This window comes from Kytococcus sedentarius (genome assembly GCF_041937525.1).
Lineage (GTDB): Bacteria > Actinomycetota > Actinomycetes > Actinomycetales > Dermatophilaceae > Kytococcus > Kytococcus sedentarius_A.
Genome location: NZ_CP169391.1, coordinates 413997 through 429209, shown reverse-complemented (window position 1 = coordinate 429209; position 15213 = coordinate 413997). Strand labels below are relative to the sequence as shown.

The window sequence follows — 15213 nt, the reverse complement described above, 5'->3', positions numbered from 1 at the left end:
CACCCATTGTCGCGGTGTCGCGTCCCGGGACAACAGGTTGTGTGGTGAAGTGGCGCCATGGACCTCGCAATGCCCTCCCCGAACGAGACCGACCGCCTGCACGCCATGACCCGCAACCGCGGGGACCACGACACCATCACGGCCCTGTGGAAGGTCGGCTTCGCCCTGCCGCGCTGGTGGTTCCTGCCCGCGGGGCCCGAGGGCTCCGTCGCCCCCGCTGCCGCCGAGATCGAGGGCGTGATGATGCTCCTGGCCTTCACCAGCAGCGAGCGGGCCCGCCACTTCGCCGTGGAGCAGGGGATGCTCGACCCCGAGCAGCCCGCGGACCTGCTGGCCAAGGAGCCCATCGAGATCGTCCGCGGCGCCGGGGACTTCCTCACCGCCGGCATCAAGGGCGTGGTCATGGACGTGCACATCTCCGGCTGGTTCGCCCCCTTCGAGGGCCTCGGCCCGATGTGGCGCCGCGCCACCGGGACGCCCGTCGACTGACGGCTGACGACGGGCGACTGCCGCCCGGCAACCGGCGACTGACGACTGCCGCCCGGCGACGGGGCACGGACGAGGGGGTACGACGATGGCGGGGGCGCCTGCACCCCGCCATCGCCAGCTCATGGGCCGGGTCACTCCCGGCGCGTCTCCTGCGGCACCCGCGCCTCAGCGCTGCGGGATCACCAGCTCCTGGCCCGCCTCCACCTGCGAGGTGCCCAGGCCATTGGCCTCCTGCACCCGGAGCACGGCCTCGTCCACCGGGACCCCGGGGAGGTGCTCGACGGCCACGTGGCTCAGGGTCTCGCCCGGTCCCACGACGATCCGCTGGGGCCCGGCGTCCCCACCGGCACCCGCGGCCTGCCAGGCCAGCAGCAGCACCACCACGAACGCCAGCGCGAGCCCCAGCAGCTGCCGGGCCATGCGCCCCCGGGCGGTGAGGCGCATGCGGGGCGCACTCGTACGGGCAGGGCCGACCGCGACAGCTCGTCGGCCGGCGGGCCTCATCTCCATCGTCATCGCAGTCATGCCATCTCCTTCGGTCGGGCGAGCGGACAGTCCGCCTGTTCCGGTCCGGCCGGTCCGACCGTGTTCGACTCGGTCGTACGGATCCGTCCACAGGCTGAGACGTGTGTGCGTCGCATCTCTGTACGATGTGTAGCACAGGTGAACGACGAATGCCAAGACACGCCCGAACGAATGTCCGCGGTGACCGGTGTGCCGTCGTACTCTGTGACCACACCTGAAGTGAAGCGGTGACCACCGACAACATCGAGGAATCGTTGGAATCCCAACGAGGACGACGGGGATCCGATCCCCACGATGGAGGCGGCGCGACCCGGCACCACGGACGACGACCGCCTCGACGACCCGCGAAGGGGGAACACCATGGCAATCCGGAAGAACGAGCCCGGCCTGCGGAACACCGAGCCGCTGACCGAACGACAGACGCGTGTGCTGGAGGTCATCCGCCGCTCCATCGACGAGCGCGGGTACCCGCCGAGCATGCGCGAGATCGCCGAGCAGGTGGAGCTCGCCTCGGCCAGCTCCGTGCAGCACCAGCTCAACGCCCTGCAGCGCAAGGGCTACATCCGCCGCGACCCCAACCGGCCGCGCGCCCTGGAGATCCTCGACGCCCACTGGCCCGGGGACCGGGGCTACCGCAAGCTCGACGAGGACACCTGGGACCCGTCCGAGTCGGCGGACAACCACCCGCCGGCCTCGTACGTGCCCGTGGTCGGGCAGATCGCCGCCGGGGGTCCGATCCTTGCCGAGGAGCGCATCGAGGACGTGTTCCCGCTGCCCCGCCAGATCGTGGGTGACGGTGAGCTGTTCCTGCTGCGCGTCAAGGGTGACTCGATGGTGGACGCCGCCATCTGCGACGGCGACTGGGTGGTGGTGCGTCGTCAGCAGGCCGCCATCAACGGCGACATCGTGGCGGCCATGCTCGATGACGAGGCCACCGTGAAGACCTACAAGAAGGTCAAGAACCAGATCTGGCTGCAGCCGCACAACCCGCTGTTCGACCCCATCGACGGCAACGACGCCACCATCCTGGGCAAGGTCACCGCGGTGCTGCGTCGGGTGTGATCGCCACCCCCAGGACGTCCGCCACGGCCGCCAGGGTCGTGTCCACCATCGCGTCGATCGAGAGGCTCGCCTCCCGGTCGGCGCGGTGCCATCCCCGGGTGACGACCGCCACCGGCCCACCGGCCCGGTGCACGTGCCGGGCGAAGCGGTAACCGCTCATCACCTTGAGGCTGGAGCCCAGCACCAGCAGGCCGTCCGCCGCGTCGACCATGGCGTAGGCGTCGGCCACCCGCGGCCTGGGCACGTTCTCCCCGAAGTACACGACGTCCGGCTTCAGCTCGTCGGAGCCGCACACCAGGCACCCGACCGTCCGGAAGGCCGCCACGGCCTCCTCATCGAGCGCCACGTCCCCGTCGGGGCGCACCTGGGCCCCACCCAGCACGATGTCGCGGTGGTGGGGGTTCTCGGCGGCCAACCGCTCCTGGATGCTCTCTCGGGACTCCGTCGCCCCGCACGTCAGGCAGACGATGGCCGAGAGCGTCCCGTGCAGCTCCAGCACGTCCGGCGACCCCGCCCGCTGGTGCAGGCCGTCCACGTTCTGGGTGATCACCCCGGTGATGCCGGCCACCGCACCGGAGGCCACCCCCTCGGTCTGCAGGGCCGCCAGCAGCCGGTGCCCCGCGTTGGGCTGCGCCCCGGTGAAGCGCTCCCACCCCACGAACGCCCGCGCCCAGTAGCGGCGACGCGACTCGGGGCCGGCCCGGAAGTCGCCGATCGTCATGGGCTGCACGCGGCGCACGCCGTCCGGACCGCGGTAGTCCGGGATGCCCGATGCGGTGGACATGCCCGCACCGGTCACCACCGCCAGGCGCCGGCCCTCCAGCAGCCGGGCGAGTGCCTCCACCTCCTGCGGCGCGGCCTCCACCGGGGGCGGCAGGGTCACCACCGGGGCGAGCTCGGGAACGCCCTGGTCGTCAGCGGGCACGGCGCCCCCGACGGGCCCGCGGAGGCCGGCGGCCCAGCACGGACATGCGTCCCGATCCGCGGAGCGCACGCAGGGCCACCTCGGGGTCGGCGACCTCCGGGTGCGGGTAGCGGGCCGGAGCGTCGCGCATGATCAGCTGCGGCGCGTGCCGGCGGACCGCGGAGTCCGCGACCCCGTACCCGTGGCGCTCGATGATCTTCTGCTCCGCCTCGCTGAAGGCGTCCATGTCGGTGCGGATCTGGTTGATCTGCGCAGCCACCTCGATGGGGTAGCTCTGCGGCACGCGGGAGTCCATGGCCCAGGTCGCTCCCTCCAGCACACCCCAGTTGAAGGCCGAGTGCAGCCACCGCAGGCGCGTGACCTCCCCACCACCGGAGGCGATGGAGATGACGTGCAGGATGCGGCCCAGCGGCGTGCGGGCGCTGCGCGCGCGGAAGACCGCTCCCCCATCGCTCACGAGCACCCCGGCGTGGTCACGCCACACGGGCTCCAGCGCGAGGTTGTCGTAGATCCCGCCGTCCACCAGCTGGATGGTGCGGTCGATGCGGGGTGCCGCCGCCGCATCGACCTGGCCCACGCGCCCCCCGGTGAGGTCCATGGCGGACGCGTCGAGGTCGAACGGTGCGAAGTACGGCGGGTACGCGCTCGAGGCCGCGACCACGTCGGCCATGCGGAGCCCCGCCGGGGGCGCCCCGTAACCCAGCCGGTAGTCGCCCACGCGACCGTGGGGCGGGTGGGCACGGGAGTCGGCGAAGGTCCAGTTCACCCCGTGCGCCAGCTCGGTGGCCTCCACCACCACGGCGGGACCGCTCGTGCGCTGGCCGTCGCGCAGGTCGCGGGCCCACCAGTCGATGTGGTCCACGAACCGGTCGGCGAGCATGCGCGAGCTGGTGTCGGCCGAGCGACGGACCTTGGGCCCGAAGCCCGAGACCATGGCCCGGGTCCGCAGGTTGTGACGGGTCAGGCGCCGTACCGGTTCGGCCACGTACTCCTCGAAGCCCCGCACGCGGGGCGCCGAGAACAGGCCACCGGGCACGGTGTCCCCGCGCGGGAGCGGCGGGGCGCTGGGGTCGGGCTCCACCAGGTCCGCGGAGTCGATGCTCTCGGAGAGGTCGTCCGGGTCCGGCCAGCCCAGGCGGGGGTCTGCCAGCAGCATCGCGGCGATGGATCCCCCGGAGACGGCCGAGACCGTGCGCAGCTGACCCAGCATGCCCAGCTCGTTCAGCCGGCGCAGCGCCCCCAAATGGAACAGGGCCGCGCGGAAACCCCCACCGGAGAGACACAGTGCCGTGCCCTGCCGCGGACCGCGCCAGCTGGGGCCGTGGTGCGCCTCGTCCCGGGCGGCAGCCATCTGCGCGCCGGCGGGGTCCGGAAGGTGGGTCTCGGGCACGGAAGCATCACACCACATCGAGCCGGGGGCCCGGGACCACGGCGGGAGGTGGGCCGGCGTGGGCGCGGGGGGGTCGATCCGGTGTGGTGCGCCCCCTCCGGCAGCGCACCACACCGGACCGAGGATCAGTGCCCCGGGGACCCCGCGGCAGGGGACGTCAGGAAGGGGGTGAGCGCCTCCAGTGCCGCCTCGACGTCGGCAGGGGTGTTCCACACGTGGAAGCTCAGGCGCACTCCCCCGGCCCGCTGCGAGAGCGTGAGGCCGGCGCGAGCAGCAGCCTCCGCGGCCTCGTCCGGGAGGCGCAGGCTGACGATGGCCGAGTCGGAGTCCGGCAGACCCACACCCCGCCGGAAGGCGTTCGTGAGGCCCACCGAGTGGTCACGCAGGGCCGCGGCCGGCACCTGCGTGAAGTCCTCCAGCGCCGCGACCGCACCGGGCCACAGCGGCCAGCCGGGCGAGACGTCGAAGCGGGAGGCGCGCGGGGAGAGGTTCATGGCCGGCCCGTACATGGAGTCCCAGATGACGTCCCCTGCGTACCAGCCGGCATTGAGCGGCACCAGCGCCTCCATGGCCCGGTCGGAGACCGTCATGTAGGCGACACCACGGGGGTGGCACATCCACTTGTAGGCCGAGCAGACCGTGACGTCCACCTGCGAGGCGTCCACCGGGGACCAGCCCACCGACTGCGTGATGTCGCAGACCGTCAGGGCGCCCACCTCCCGGGCGGCGCGCGTCACCTCATCGATGCCGGTGAGGCTGCCGCAGGCGGACTGGCTGTGGCTGAACACGACGGCGGCGGTGCGGTCGGTGAGGGAGGAGCACAGCTCCTCGCGCGGCACGGAGCGGACGGTGATGCGGCCGCCCTCCCGCGTGGGGTGGGGGCGATCGGCCTGCACCAGGAAGGGGTACACGAGGCTCGAGAAGTCGCCGTCCACCACGACCACCTCACCGCCGTCCGGCACCCCCGCGGCGATCATGCCGGCGAACACGGAGGTCTGCGATCCGGTGGCCACACGGTCGGGTGCCACCCCCACCAGACCGGCGTAGAGGGCGCGGGCGCGCTCCACGTCCTCGTGGTAGGTCACCGGCGAGACGTCGCCGGTGGTCCAGCGGTGGGCGTCGCGCGCCATCGCCTCGGTGGTGTTCCGGGTGGGCAACCCGCAGGTGGCCGCGTTGAGGTACCCCCCGGTGGTGGCGAACTGGTCGCGGAGCCAGGCCACGTCGCGGGGAGCAGGGACGCGAGGGGGACCAGGAGCGGCGCCCTCCACGTCGTGCGGCGAGGTGGGGACGGGGGCGAGCGGGGCGGAGGTGGGGGGTGGCGGCCATCGAGCCATTCTGACGAGTTGAGACGGATTACACAATGGCGCGACACTTTGCGCGGCCCAAACAAGAGGTTACATTCTGGGGATGATCGACACCGCAGGGCTGCGCATCATGCGCGCCATCTCGGAACAGGGGTCCTTCACCGCCGCTGCCCACTCACTGGGGTACACCCAGCCCGCCATCTCCCAGATGGTGCGGCGGCTCGAGGGTCGAATCGGCACCCCCTTGGTGGAACGACAGGGACGGACCGTGCGCCTCACGCAGGCCGGGCAGGTCCTGGCCCGCCACGCCGTCACCGTGCTGAGCCTGCTGGACACCGCCGAGCAGGAGCTCAGTGCCCTGGCAGGTCTGCAGTCCGGCCGGGTGCGCGTGGCCGCGTTCCCCTCCTCCACCGCTGCCCTGGTGCCCCACGCCCTGCGGGACCTGCGCGCCGAGCACCCCGCCATCGAGATCCAGCTCACCGAGGCCGAGCCCCCGGAGTCGCTGGCCGCGCTGCGCGACGGCCGGTGCGACCTGGCCGTGGCCTTCTCCCACAACGGCACCCCCGTGGGGCGCGAGGTGGACGACCTCGCCGGCCTCGAGATCCGCGACATCCTCACCGACGAGATGCTCATCGCCCTGCCGGAGGACCACCCGCAGGCCGCCGGCGAGGCGGTGGACCTCGCCGCCCTGGCCGACGACCCGTGGATCGCCGGCTGTGCACGCTGCCGCGGCCACCTGATGCACCTGGGCCAGGAGGCCGGCTTCATCCCCCGCGTGGAGTTCCAGACCGAGGACTACGTGGCCGTCCTGGGTCTGGTCTCGGCCGGCCTGGGAGCTGCCCTCGTGCCGCGGATGGTGCTGCGACACGTCCGCCACGAGGGGGTGGTGGCCCTGCCGCTGAGCCAGCGCTCGGAGCGGACCATCCACGCCGTCACCACCGCCGACCTCCTCCGCGTTCCCGCCGTGGCCGCCATGATGGAGTCGCTGTGCCGAGCCGCCGAGGAGATGGCGGCCGAGCAGCAGGGGGCCCAGCCGGCCGCCAAGCCATCGGCCGCCAAGCCTGGGACCACGAAGCCGACCGCAGCCAGGTCGACCGCGAAGTCGACCGCCAAGCGCCCGCGCGACTGACCGCATCGGCACACCGGCGGTGACGAGACAGCCCCCGCGGCCTCGTCACAGCCGGGCCCACCACAGCCCCGCGGGGCCGCCGGTGCCGACGGCCACGTCTCCGTGCTCCACGGTGCCCACCACCGTGCTGCCCGCGTCCTCCAGCCGCCGGGTGGTCACCGGCGCCGGGTGACCGTGGTCGTTGTCCCGCCCCGCACTCACCAACGCCAGCGGTGCGCCCCGGGCCAGGAGCGCCTCCCCCTGGTGCGCCGACCCGTGGTGCGGCACCTTGAGCAGGTCGACCGGCAGGGATGAGGTGAGCGCCTGGACCGCTGCCCCACCGGTCACCTCAAGATCTCCGGTGAGCAGCGCCCGCAGCGGCTCTCCCAGCTCCTGGGCCCCGCCGGGCTGGCCCACCTCCGCGTGGAGCACCAGGCTCCCGTCGTTGCGCCGGTCCTCAGGACCCACGGCCGCGCCGGGCCGCGGCCAGACGGCGGTCAGGCGGGCGGCGCCCAGCTCCACCCGGTCCCCCGCGGCGAAGGGCGCGATGGGGGCGCCCCGGGCCCGCGCGACCTCCCGCCACTCCGCGGGGTGCCCGGGCTGCATGGGGCGTGCCAGGTCGGCCGGTGAGGCCCAGACGGCACCGACGGGCACCGCATCGAGCACCGCCCCCAGGTTGCCCGAGTGGTCGGCGTGCGAGTGGGAGACGACCACCGCGTCCAGCGCCCGCACCCCCGCGGCCCGCAGACAGGCAGGGGTGCGGGCACCCGGTGGGCCCGTGTCCACCAGCACCGCCCGGTCCGATGCGGTGCGTACCAGGAACGCGTCGCCCTGTCCCACGTCGCACATCACCACCCGCCAGTCCCCGGCGGCATGGCTCCCGCCGAGTCCGGGCACGCCTCCGGGAAGGCGCGGGCCCGCCCAGAGCACCACGAGCACCAGGGCGGCGCAGCCGGCGCAGGCCGTCACCGCATCGCGCCACCGCCCGGGGCTGCGGGGACGAGGCCCTCCGGTGCCGACCGCAGGTGCCCGGGGACGGGTGCGTGCGGCGCGGTGTGCGCGGACCCACCGCACGAGCCGGCCGAGCACCCGGACCAGCGGGGGCCCACTCACCACCGCGAGCGCCAGGGCCAGGGCGAGCACGAGCCCACCCCGTCCGTCCGCGGGCCAGGGCACCGCCCCGTGGGGCACAGCCGCTCCCGCGCGGGCGACCCACCCGATCACCTGCGCCGGCGCTCCGGCCACCCACGCGATGGCGTCTGCGAGCGGCTCGGCCACGGGGTGCACCAGCACCACCACCACGCCCCCCACCGTCGCCGGGGCCACGAGCGGGGCGGCGGCCAGGTTGGTCAGCAGCCCCACGACGCTCACCTGGCCCTGCAGCATGGCCACCACCGGGGCCGTGGTCAGGGCCGCAGCCACCGGGATCACCAGCGCCTGCGCCACCGGCTCCGGGAGGCGTGGCCAGCGCCGTCGCAGAGCCTCGGCCCAGGGCCGCACGAACAGCACCAACCCCAGGGTGGCCAGCACGGAGAGGGCGAAGCCGTAGGAACGCGCCAGCCACGGGTCCCAGACCAGCAGCAGCACCATGCTCGTGGCCAGGGCCGGCAGGGACGCGGCGCGGCGTGAGGCGGTCATGCCCACCAGCGCCACGGCGCCCATCACCCCCGCACGGAGGACCGACGGCTCGGGCCGCGCCAGCACCACGAAGCCCGCGAGCGCCACCGCCGCGGCCCACGGTCTGGCACGCCGGGGCACACCCGTCCCCGTGCACACCCACAGCACCGCGCCCACCACGATCGCCACGTTGGACCCGCTCACCGCACTGAGATGGGTCATGCCGGTCTCGGTCATGGCGTCAGTGAGCTCCGGTGGCGTCAAGGAGGTGTCGCCCAGCACCAGTCCGGGCACCAGCCCGCGGGCGTCGGCCCACACCGGGTCCATGGACTCGCGCAGGCCCTCCCGCAGCCCCTCGGCCACCCGCCAGCCGCCGCCCGGAGCACGTGCCTGCTGGGGTCCCTTGGCCGGCGAGAGCACAGCCACCACGTCGTCCCCCGGCTCACTCGGCTCCAGGCGCCCGGTCACCTCCACCCGGGTGCGCCACGTGAGCTCGTCCCACCCCGCCCCCGGGCGCGCGATCACCAGCAGCGGCGCATTCGCCGCCGACTCCCTTCCCCTGTACTCGATGCGGTGAGCCCTGGCCCGCAGCAGCACCAGCTCGCTGCGACCGAAGCGTCCCTCGCTCACCACCCGCCGGGCGTCGGCGGTGAGCGTGACCTCGGCGGTGACGACGGCCTCCCGGTCGATCGCCTCGGCCACCAGGCCCTGCTGGCGGGAGGTCTCCGCGAGGGTGGAGACGCCCAGCAGCAGGGCAGTCAGCACCCCACTGAAGGCGAGCACGGTCGGCCACACGCGGGCTGTGGGCGTGCGCGCTCCGGCTCGCCCCGACCACCAGAGGCCGACGGTGACCAGCAGCACGCAGCCCGCCACGCAGGCCCACCGCAGCGGAGCCCCCCAGGCCAGCCCGGCCGCGGCCACGCCCCACGCGACCAGCGCCGGGACCAGCAGACGGAGGTCCAACCGTCCTCGGTCACCCGGCTCGGCAGCCGTGGGCGCGCTCACTCGACCCTCACGTGAGGTCGGAGCGTCGCCAGGGTCTTCTCACCGATGCCGCTGACCTCCATGAGCTCGTCCACCGTGGTGAACCGGCCGTTCTCCGTGCGCCACGTGAGGATGTGGCCCGCGGTCACCGGGCCCACACCCGGCAGCTCCTCGAGCGCGGCCTGGTCGGCGGTGTTGAGGTCCAGAGGTGCCGAAGAACCGTCACTCGGGGCGGGCTCGCCGGCGGTCCCACCCCCCGCGGCGCCACCTGCGCCCGGGTCACCGGAGGCCTCCCCCGCGCCACCCTGCACCGGAGCCGGCGGCGGGGCCTCCTGCCCCGGCCGCAGGACCAGGATCTGCTCACCGTCGCTCACGGGGCGGGCCAGGTTGAGGCGCTGCTCGTCCGCCTGACCGGTGAGGCCCCCTGCCTTCTCCACCGCGTCCCCCACCCGGCTGCCGGCGGGCACCCGGACCACTCCGGGACGCAGCACCTCCCCCACCACGTGCACGGTCGCCGGCCCCGGCGTGGCATCCCCGGGCGCGCCCGGGACCGGGCCGGGCTCCGCACCCTGTCCCGTCGCCTCCCCGGACACCACCGTCTCCGCCGGTGCCGGCTCCGGGCCGGGGCCGTCACCAGCTGGGCCCTGGGAGCCCTCACCAGCTGGGCCCTGGGAGCCCTCGTCGCCCGGGCCCGCAGCCCCGGCGGCCCCACTCGGGTGGCCCGGGGCGGGAGCAGGCGCCACCGCCCCGGGCGCCACCGGGTGCGGGGCCGCCTGCCGTCCCGTCCACCAGGTCCAGCCCCCGAGGCCGAGCACCACCAGCAGGGCCGCCAGCGCCAGCCAGCGCAGCACCGAGGACTCCACACCCCAGCGCGCACCGGCCACCGCCTCGGGCACCTCCACCACCGACGCCACCGCCCGCGGCACCCGCGACACCGGCTCCCGCGACGCGGGATCCACCCGCTGCCCTTCCGGCTCCCAGACCACCCGCTCCTCGGGTTCGTGCTCCACCGTGATCACCCCCGCGCTGCACGCTAGGTGCGCCGCCAGCGCGACCCGAGCTCCCCGCATCGACCCCTGTGGACGAGCGCCCACACCCGGTGAGATCCATGAGGAAACTCTCACGCACCCCTCACGGCCCCCTCACGACAGCCCGCAACACTCAACACATCGACACGAACTGGTCGCGTCGCCACACACAGGAGTTCGCCATGAAGAACCGTCTCGTCGCACTTGCCGCCACCCTCGCCCTGGCTGGTTCCGCTCTCTCCACCGCTCCCGCCAACGCCGGTGACCGCACCTGCCGCGGAACCCTGGGCGCCATCACCGTCAGCGACAACCTCGTCGTCCCCGCCGGCGCCACCTGCACCCTGAAGGGCACCAAGGTCAAGGGCGACATCAAGGTCAAGCGCAACGCCAGCCTCATCGCCGGCAAGATCCGCGTGGACGGCAACATCCAGGCCGAGAACCACAAGCGCCTCGTGGTGCAGAACTACAGCCGCGTGGACGGCAACATCCAGGCCAAGCAGGGCGGTGGCGGCATCATCCGCACCGTCACCGTGGACGGCGACATCCAGCTGTTCTCCAACAAGAAGAACACCCGCTTCTTCGTGATCAGCAACCGCGTGGACGGCAACCTGCAGTGCAAGAGCAACAGCCCCGTCCCCACCGGCTCCAAGAACGTGGTGAAGGGCAACAAGGAAGGCCAGTGCAAGCGCTTCTGAGCAGCGCCTGACGTTCCCCTGACGGCCGGAGGCCGGTGACCCCCGAGGTCACCGGCCTCCGCGCGTGTGCTCGTGTGCGTGCGCTCCCGCGGCTCAGGGCGCGGGCGACCAGCGGCCCGGATCGCCCTCCACCCGGGGAGACACCACGATGGCCACCGTTCCCACCCCGGTGTGGGCACCCACCGTGGCCCCCAGACGGCTCACGGTCACGGCCACCGTGTCGTCCACCGCATCGCGCAGCGCGTCCGCCATCTCCGCGGCCACCTCCGGGCGCTCCAGGTGGTGCACGGTCACGTCCGCGGCGAAGCCCTCACCATCGGCGAACTCGTCCTCGGTGAGGCTGTCGACGACGGCATCGGCCTCCGTGGCAGCCGCCTCCTGCCCCCAGGACAGCAGCGCCTGCCGGGCTGCACGCAGCGTGCGGACCTTCTGCCACCCGTCCACCGTGCCGTCGCGTGCCACCTGCAGCAGCGGCTTCACGGCCAGCGCCGTGCCGAGGAAGGCCTGCGCCGCCCCGATGCGGCCACCACGCCGCAACCGGTCCAGGGACTCCACCACGAAACGCACCTGCGTGCGGTCGATGGTCCGCTCCACCACGTCCACCACGGCCTCGAGGTCAGCCCCCGCCGCCGCGGCGCGCGCCCCGGCCAGCACCGGGGCCGCCAGCCCGCCCGAGACGCTGCGCGAGTCGATCACCGTGACCGGCAGCTCCAGCATCGATGCGGTGGAGCGCGCCACCTCGACCGTCGCCGACATCTTCCCCGAGAGGTGCACGCTCACCACGTGCTCGGCCCCGGCGTCCAGCGCCGACCGCCAGGCCGCCTCGAACTCCGAGGGGCCCGGCGATGCGGTGGTCACGGCGGCGCGGGAGTCGAGCGCGGTGGCCAGGCGCTCCGCATCGAGGTCGACACCCTCACGGTGGCTGGTGCCGTCCACGACCACGTGGAGCGGCACCATCCCCACACCCCACCCGAGCTCACCGAAGGACTCCTCGCCACCGTCCCGCAACGCGAGCGCGAGCTCGGCGGTGGAGTCGGTGACCAGGGCGACGGACTGCGGCATCGACGCCACCTCAGACCACGATGTTGACGAGATTCGGGGCCTTGACGATCACCTTGCGCACCGGGGCGCCGTCGATGAACTGCTGCACCCGCTCACTGGCCAGCGCCTGCGCCTCCAGGTCCTCGGCGCTCACGTCCGGCGCCACCTCCAGGCGGTCACGGACCTTGCCCTTGATCTGCACCACGCAGGTGACGGTCTCGGCCACCAACATCGACTCATCCGCCTGCGGGAAGGGCTCGTTGGCCAGCGAGGACTCGTGTCCCAGACGGTTCCACAGCTCCTCACCCACGTGCGGCGCCAGCGGGGCGACCATCTGCACCAGCGGCTCCGCGACCGCGCGGGGCGCGGCCGGCAGCTTGGTCACCGTGTTGGTCAGCTCGATCAGCTTGGAGATCGCGGTGTTGAACCGCAGGTTCTCGTAGTCGTCGGCCACGCCAGCGATGGTGCGGTGCAGGGCGCGCAGGGTGTCGGTGTCCGGGGCGTCCTCGGTGACGGTCACCTCGCCGGTGGTCTCGTCCACCACCGCACGCCACAGCCGCTGCAGGAAGCGCTGCGACCCGACGGCGGCGCGGGTCTCCCACGGGCGGGAGGCGTCCAGCGGCCCCATCGACATCTCGTACACACGGAAGACGTCGGCGCCGTACTGCTCACACATCTCGTCGGGCGTCACCACGTTCTTCAGCGACTTGCCGATCTTGCCGAACTCACGCGTCACCGGCTGGCCCTGCCACGTGTACAGGACGCCGTCCTGGGCCATGGGGTGGTCCGGGTCGCGGGTCTCCTCCACCTCCGCGGCCGGCACCGGCTGGCCCCGGTCGTCGCGGTACGCGAAGGCCTGCACCATCCCCTGGTTGAACAGCCGACGGAAGGGCTCGTCGGAGCTCAGGTGGCCCAGGTCGAACAGCACCTTGTGCCAGAAGCGCGCGTACAGCAGGTGCAGCACCGCCTGCTCCACACCACCCACGTACAGGTCCACGCCGCCCGGGTCGTCCGCGACGCCCTCGCCGAAGCCGCGGCCCGGCCCCATCCAGTACTCCTCCACCGCGGGGTCCACGAAGGCCTCGGCGTTGGTGGGGTCGGTGTAGCGCAGCTCGTACCAGCACGAACCGGCCCAGTTGGGCATGGTGTTGGTCTCGCGGCGGTACTGCTTGGGGCCGTCGCCCAGGTCCAGGGTGACGTTCACCCAGTCGGAGTTGCGGCCCAACGGGGACTCGGGCTGGGTGTCCCAGTCCTCCGGGTCGTAGGTCTTGGGGCTGTAGTCGGCCACCTCGGGCAGCTCGACCGGCAGCTGGTCGGCCGGCACCGCGTGGGCGCGGCCGTCCTCGTCCCACACGATGGGGAACGGCTCGCCCCAGTAGCGCTGCCGGCTGAACAACCAGTCCCGCAGCTTGTAGGTGATGGTGCGGTGCCCGGAACCGGTGGACTCCAGGTACGCGATGACGCGGTCCTTGGCCTCCTCGACGCCCAGGCCGTCCAGGTCCACGTGCTCGTTGGACGAGTTGATGGCCGGCCCCTCGCCGGTGAAGGCCGTGTCCTCGTCGTGCCCCTCGGACGGCTGCACGGTGCGCACGATGGGCAGCTCGTAGGTGGTGGCGAAGTCCCAGTCGCGCTGGTCCTGCCCCGGCACGGCCATGATCGCGCCGGTGCCGTAGCCCATCAGCACGTAGTCCGCCACGAAGACCGGCACCTGCTGCTCGGTCACCGGGTTCGTGGCCCAGATGCCGGTGAACACACCGGTCTTGGTGCGGTCGTCGGACTGACGGTCCAGATCGGACTTGCGGCTCGCGGCCTGGCGGTAGGCGGCGACGGCATCCCCCGGGGTGGCGTGACCACCGGTCCAGGCCTCACCGGTGCCCTCCGGCCAGGCGGCCGGCACCGCATCGGCCACGGGGTGCTCGGGGGCCACCACCATGAAGGTGGCGCCGAACAGGGTGTCGGGACGGGTGGTGAAGACCTCCAGGCGGGTGCGTCCGTCGGGGCCGGCGGGCATGGCCGAGGAGTTGGGCAGGGCCACCTCGAAGAACACCGCGGCGCCGGTGCTGCGGCCGATCCAGTTGCGCTGCATGGAGGCCACGGACTCCGGCCACTGCAGGCGGTCCAGGTCGTCCACCAGGCGGTCGGCGTAGGCGGTGATCCGCATCATCCACTGCGGCAGGTTGCGCTTGAAGACAGGGAAGTTCCCGCGCTCCGACCGGCCCTCGGCGGTGACCTCCTCGTTGGCCACCACCGTGCCCAGGCCGGGCACCCAGTTCACCGGGGCGTCGCTCAGGTAGGCCAGGCGGCGGGCGTCGATGGCGTCGGCGCGCTCCCCCGCATCGAGCTCCTCCCAGGGGCGGCCGTCCGGGGTGGGCACCTCACCGCTGGCGTACGCGGCCTCCAGCTCCTCGATGGGGCGCGCGCGACCCGTGGTGCCCGGGCGGCGGCCCTCGGCCTGAGGGTCGTACCAGGAGTCGTAGATCTGGGTGAAGATCCACTGAGTCCAGCGGTAGTAGTCCGGGTCGATGGTGGCGAAGGTGCGCTGGTCGTCGTGGCTCAGACCCAGCTGGCGCAGCTGGCGCCGGTAGGTCTCCATGTTGGCCTCGGTGGTGGTGCGGGGGTGCTGACCCGTCTGCACCGCGTACTGCTCGGCAGGCAGGCCGAAGGCGTCGAAGCCCATGGTGTACAGCACGTTGCGCCCGGTGGTGCGCTGGTAGCGGGCGTAGACGTCGGTGGCGATGAAGCCCAGCGGGTGGCCCACGTGCAGCCCCGCGCCCGAGGGGTACGGGAACATGTCCTGGATCATGACCTTCGGCCGGGCGGCCACGGCCTCGCGCTCGGCGGGGTCCGTGGGGGCCAGGTCGCCGGTGGGGTTGGGGGCGCGGAAGGTCCCCTCGGCCGCCCAGCGGTCCTGCCACCGGGCCTCGATCTCGTTGGCCAGCTGCGGGGTGTACCGGAACGGGGTCTCGTTGCGGTCGTTCTCGCTCATGGACTCTCCTGGCGGACGGTGTGTGGGACGTGCGGGGCGTTCTGCTGCGGGTGTCGGCG

12 protein-coding genes are annotated in these 15213 nt (G+C 73.3%); 4 read left to right on the top strand and 8 right to left on the bottom strand.

The window, feature by feature from the left end; translation table 11 throughout:
* Window positions 1-57 precede the first annotated feature (57 nt).
* Window positions 58-489, top strand: coding sequence for a hypothetical protein (locus ACEY2A_RS01995; RefSeq protein WP_374929214.1), 432 nt, complete (start codon window positions 58-60; stop codon window positions 487-489).
* Between the two features lie 165 nt (window positions 490-654).
* On the opposite strand, the gene ACEY2A_RS01990 is transcribed toward ACEY2A_RS01995, so the two are convergent.
* Window positions 655-1014: a LysM peptidoglycan-binding domain-containing protein gene (locus tag ACEY2A_RS01990; RefSeq protein ID WP_374929213.1), complete on the bottom strand. Its 360-nt coding sequence runs from the start codon at window positions 1012-1014 to the stop codon at window positions 655-657.
* 360 nt (window positions 1015-1374) lie between these two features.
* Here ACEY2A_RS01990 and lexA point away from each other — a divergent pair, with 360 nt between their 5' ends.
* Window positions 1375-2076 carry a transcriptional repressor LexA gene (gene lexA / locus ACEY2A_RS01985; protein ID WP_374929212.1) on the top strand — a complete coding sequence of 234 codons (702 nt, stop codon included), beginning with the start codon at window positions 1375-1377 and terminating at the stop codon, window positions 2074-2076.
* Here lexA and ACEY2A_RS01980 read toward each other — a convergent pair.
* From ACEY2A_RS01980 to ACEY2A_RS01970, 3 genes are all read right to left on the bottom strand, one after another.
* Window positions 2051-3001, bottom strand: coding sequence for a Sir2 family NAD-dependent protein deacetylase (locus ACEY2A_RS01980; protein ID WP_374929211.1), 951 nt, complete (start codon window positions 2999-3001; stop codon window positions 2051-2053). The genes lexA and ACEY2A_RS01980 overlap by 26 nt on opposite strands.
* Window positions 2991-4391: a patatin-like phospholipase family protein gene (locus ACEY2A_RS01975; RefSeq protein ID WP_374929210.1), complete on the bottom strand. Its 1401-nt coding sequence runs from the start codon at window positions 4389-4391 to the stop codon at window positions 2991-2993. The genes ACEY2A_RS01980 and ACEY2A_RS01975 overlap by 11 nt, the downstream gene beginning before the upstream one ends.
* Window positions 4392-4516: 125 nt before the next feature.
* Window positions 4517-5611: an aminotransferase class V-fold PLP-dependent enzyme gene (locus tag ACEY2A_RS01970; RefSeq protein ID WP_374929209.1), complete on the bottom strand. Its 1095-nt coding sequence runs from the start codon at window positions 5609-5611 to the stop codon at window positions 4517-4519.
* Between the two features lie 187 nt (window positions 5612-5798).
* Here ACEY2A_RS01970 and ACEY2A_RS01965 point away from each other — a divergent pair, with 187 nt between their 5' ends.
* Complete coding sequence (locus ACEY2A_RS01965) at window positions 5799-6824, top strand: LysR family transcriptional regulator (RefSeq protein ID WP_374929208.1); 1026 nt, start codon at window positions 5799-5801, stop codon at window positions 6822-6824.
* A 45-nt stretch (window positions 6825-6869) separates the two neighbouring features.
* Here the strand turns inward: ACEY2A_RS01965 and ACEY2A_RS01960 are convergent, their stop codons facing one another.
* Entirely contained in the window at window positions 6870-9425 is a 2556-nt protein-coding gene (locus ACEY2A_RS01960) for a ComEC/Rec2 family competence protein (protein WP_374929207.1), read from the bottom strand.
* Window positions 9422-10414: a helix-hairpin-helix domain-containing protein gene (locus ACEY2A_RS01955; RefSeq protein WP_374929206.1), complete on the bottom strand. Its 993-nt coding sequence runs from the start codon at window positions 10412-10414 to the stop codon at window positions 9422-9424. The genes ACEY2A_RS01960 and ACEY2A_RS01955 overlap by 4 nt, the downstream gene beginning before the upstream one ends.
* Before the next feature lie 200 nt (window positions 10415-10614).
* On the opposite strand from ACEY2A_RS01955, the gene ACEY2A_RS01950 reads away from it, so the two are divergent.
* Complete coding sequence (locus ACEY2A_RS01950; protein ID WP_374929205.1) at window positions 10615-11127, top strand: polymer-forming cytoskeletal protein; 513 nt, start codon at window positions 10615-10617, stop codon at window positions 11125-11127.
* Window positions 11128-11220: 93 nt separating this feature from the next.
* Here the strand turns inward: ACEY2A_RS01950 and ACEY2A_RS01945 are convergent, their stop codons facing one another.
* Window positions 11221-12189 carry a DegV family protein gene (locus ACEY2A_RS01945; RefSeq protein WP_374929204.1) on the bottom strand — a complete coding sequence of 323 codons (969 nt, stop codon included), beginning with the start codon at window positions 12187-12189 and terminating at the stop codon, window positions 11221-11223.
* Window positions 12190-12199: 10 nt separating this feature from the next.
* Window positions 12200-15154, bottom strand: a complete 2955-nt coding sequence (gene leuS, locus ACEY2A_RS01940; RefSeq protein WP_374929203.1) for a leucine--tRNA ligase — start codon at window positions 15152-15154, stop codon at window positions 12200-12202.
* Between the last annotated feature and the right edge of the window lie 59 nt (window positions 15155-15213).

Bases quoted from the DNA above. Each gene is read 5' to 3' on its own strand.
- ACEY2A_RS01995 (WP_374929214.1), top strand. From the start codon at position 58: ATGGACCTCGCAATGCCCTCCCCGAACGAGACCGACCGCCTGCACGCC.
- ACEY2A_RS01965 (WP_374929208.1), top strand. From the start codon at position 5,799: ATGATCGACACCGCAGGGCTGCGCATCATGCGCGCCATCTCGGAACAG.
- ACEY2A_RS01945 (WP_374929204.1), bottom strand. From the start codon at position 12,189: ATGCCGCAGTCCGTCGCCCTGGTCACCGACTCCACCGCCGAGCTCGCG.
- ACEY2A_RS01990 (WP_374929213.1), bottom strand. From the start codon at position 1,014: ATGACTGCGATGACGATGGAGATGAGGCCCGCCGGCCGACGAGCTGTC.
- ACEY2A_RS01950 (WP_374929205.1), top strand. From the start codon at position 10,615: ATGAAGAACCGTCTCGTCGCACTTGCCGCCACCCTCGCCCTGGCTGGT.
- lexA (WP_374929212.1), top strand. From the start codon at position 1,375: ATGGCAATCCGGAAGAACGAGCCCGGCCTGCGGAACACCGAGCCGCTG.
- leuS (WP_374929203.1), bottom strand. From the start codon at position 15,154: ATGAGCGAGAACGACCGCAACGAGACCCCGTTCCGGTACACCCCGCAG.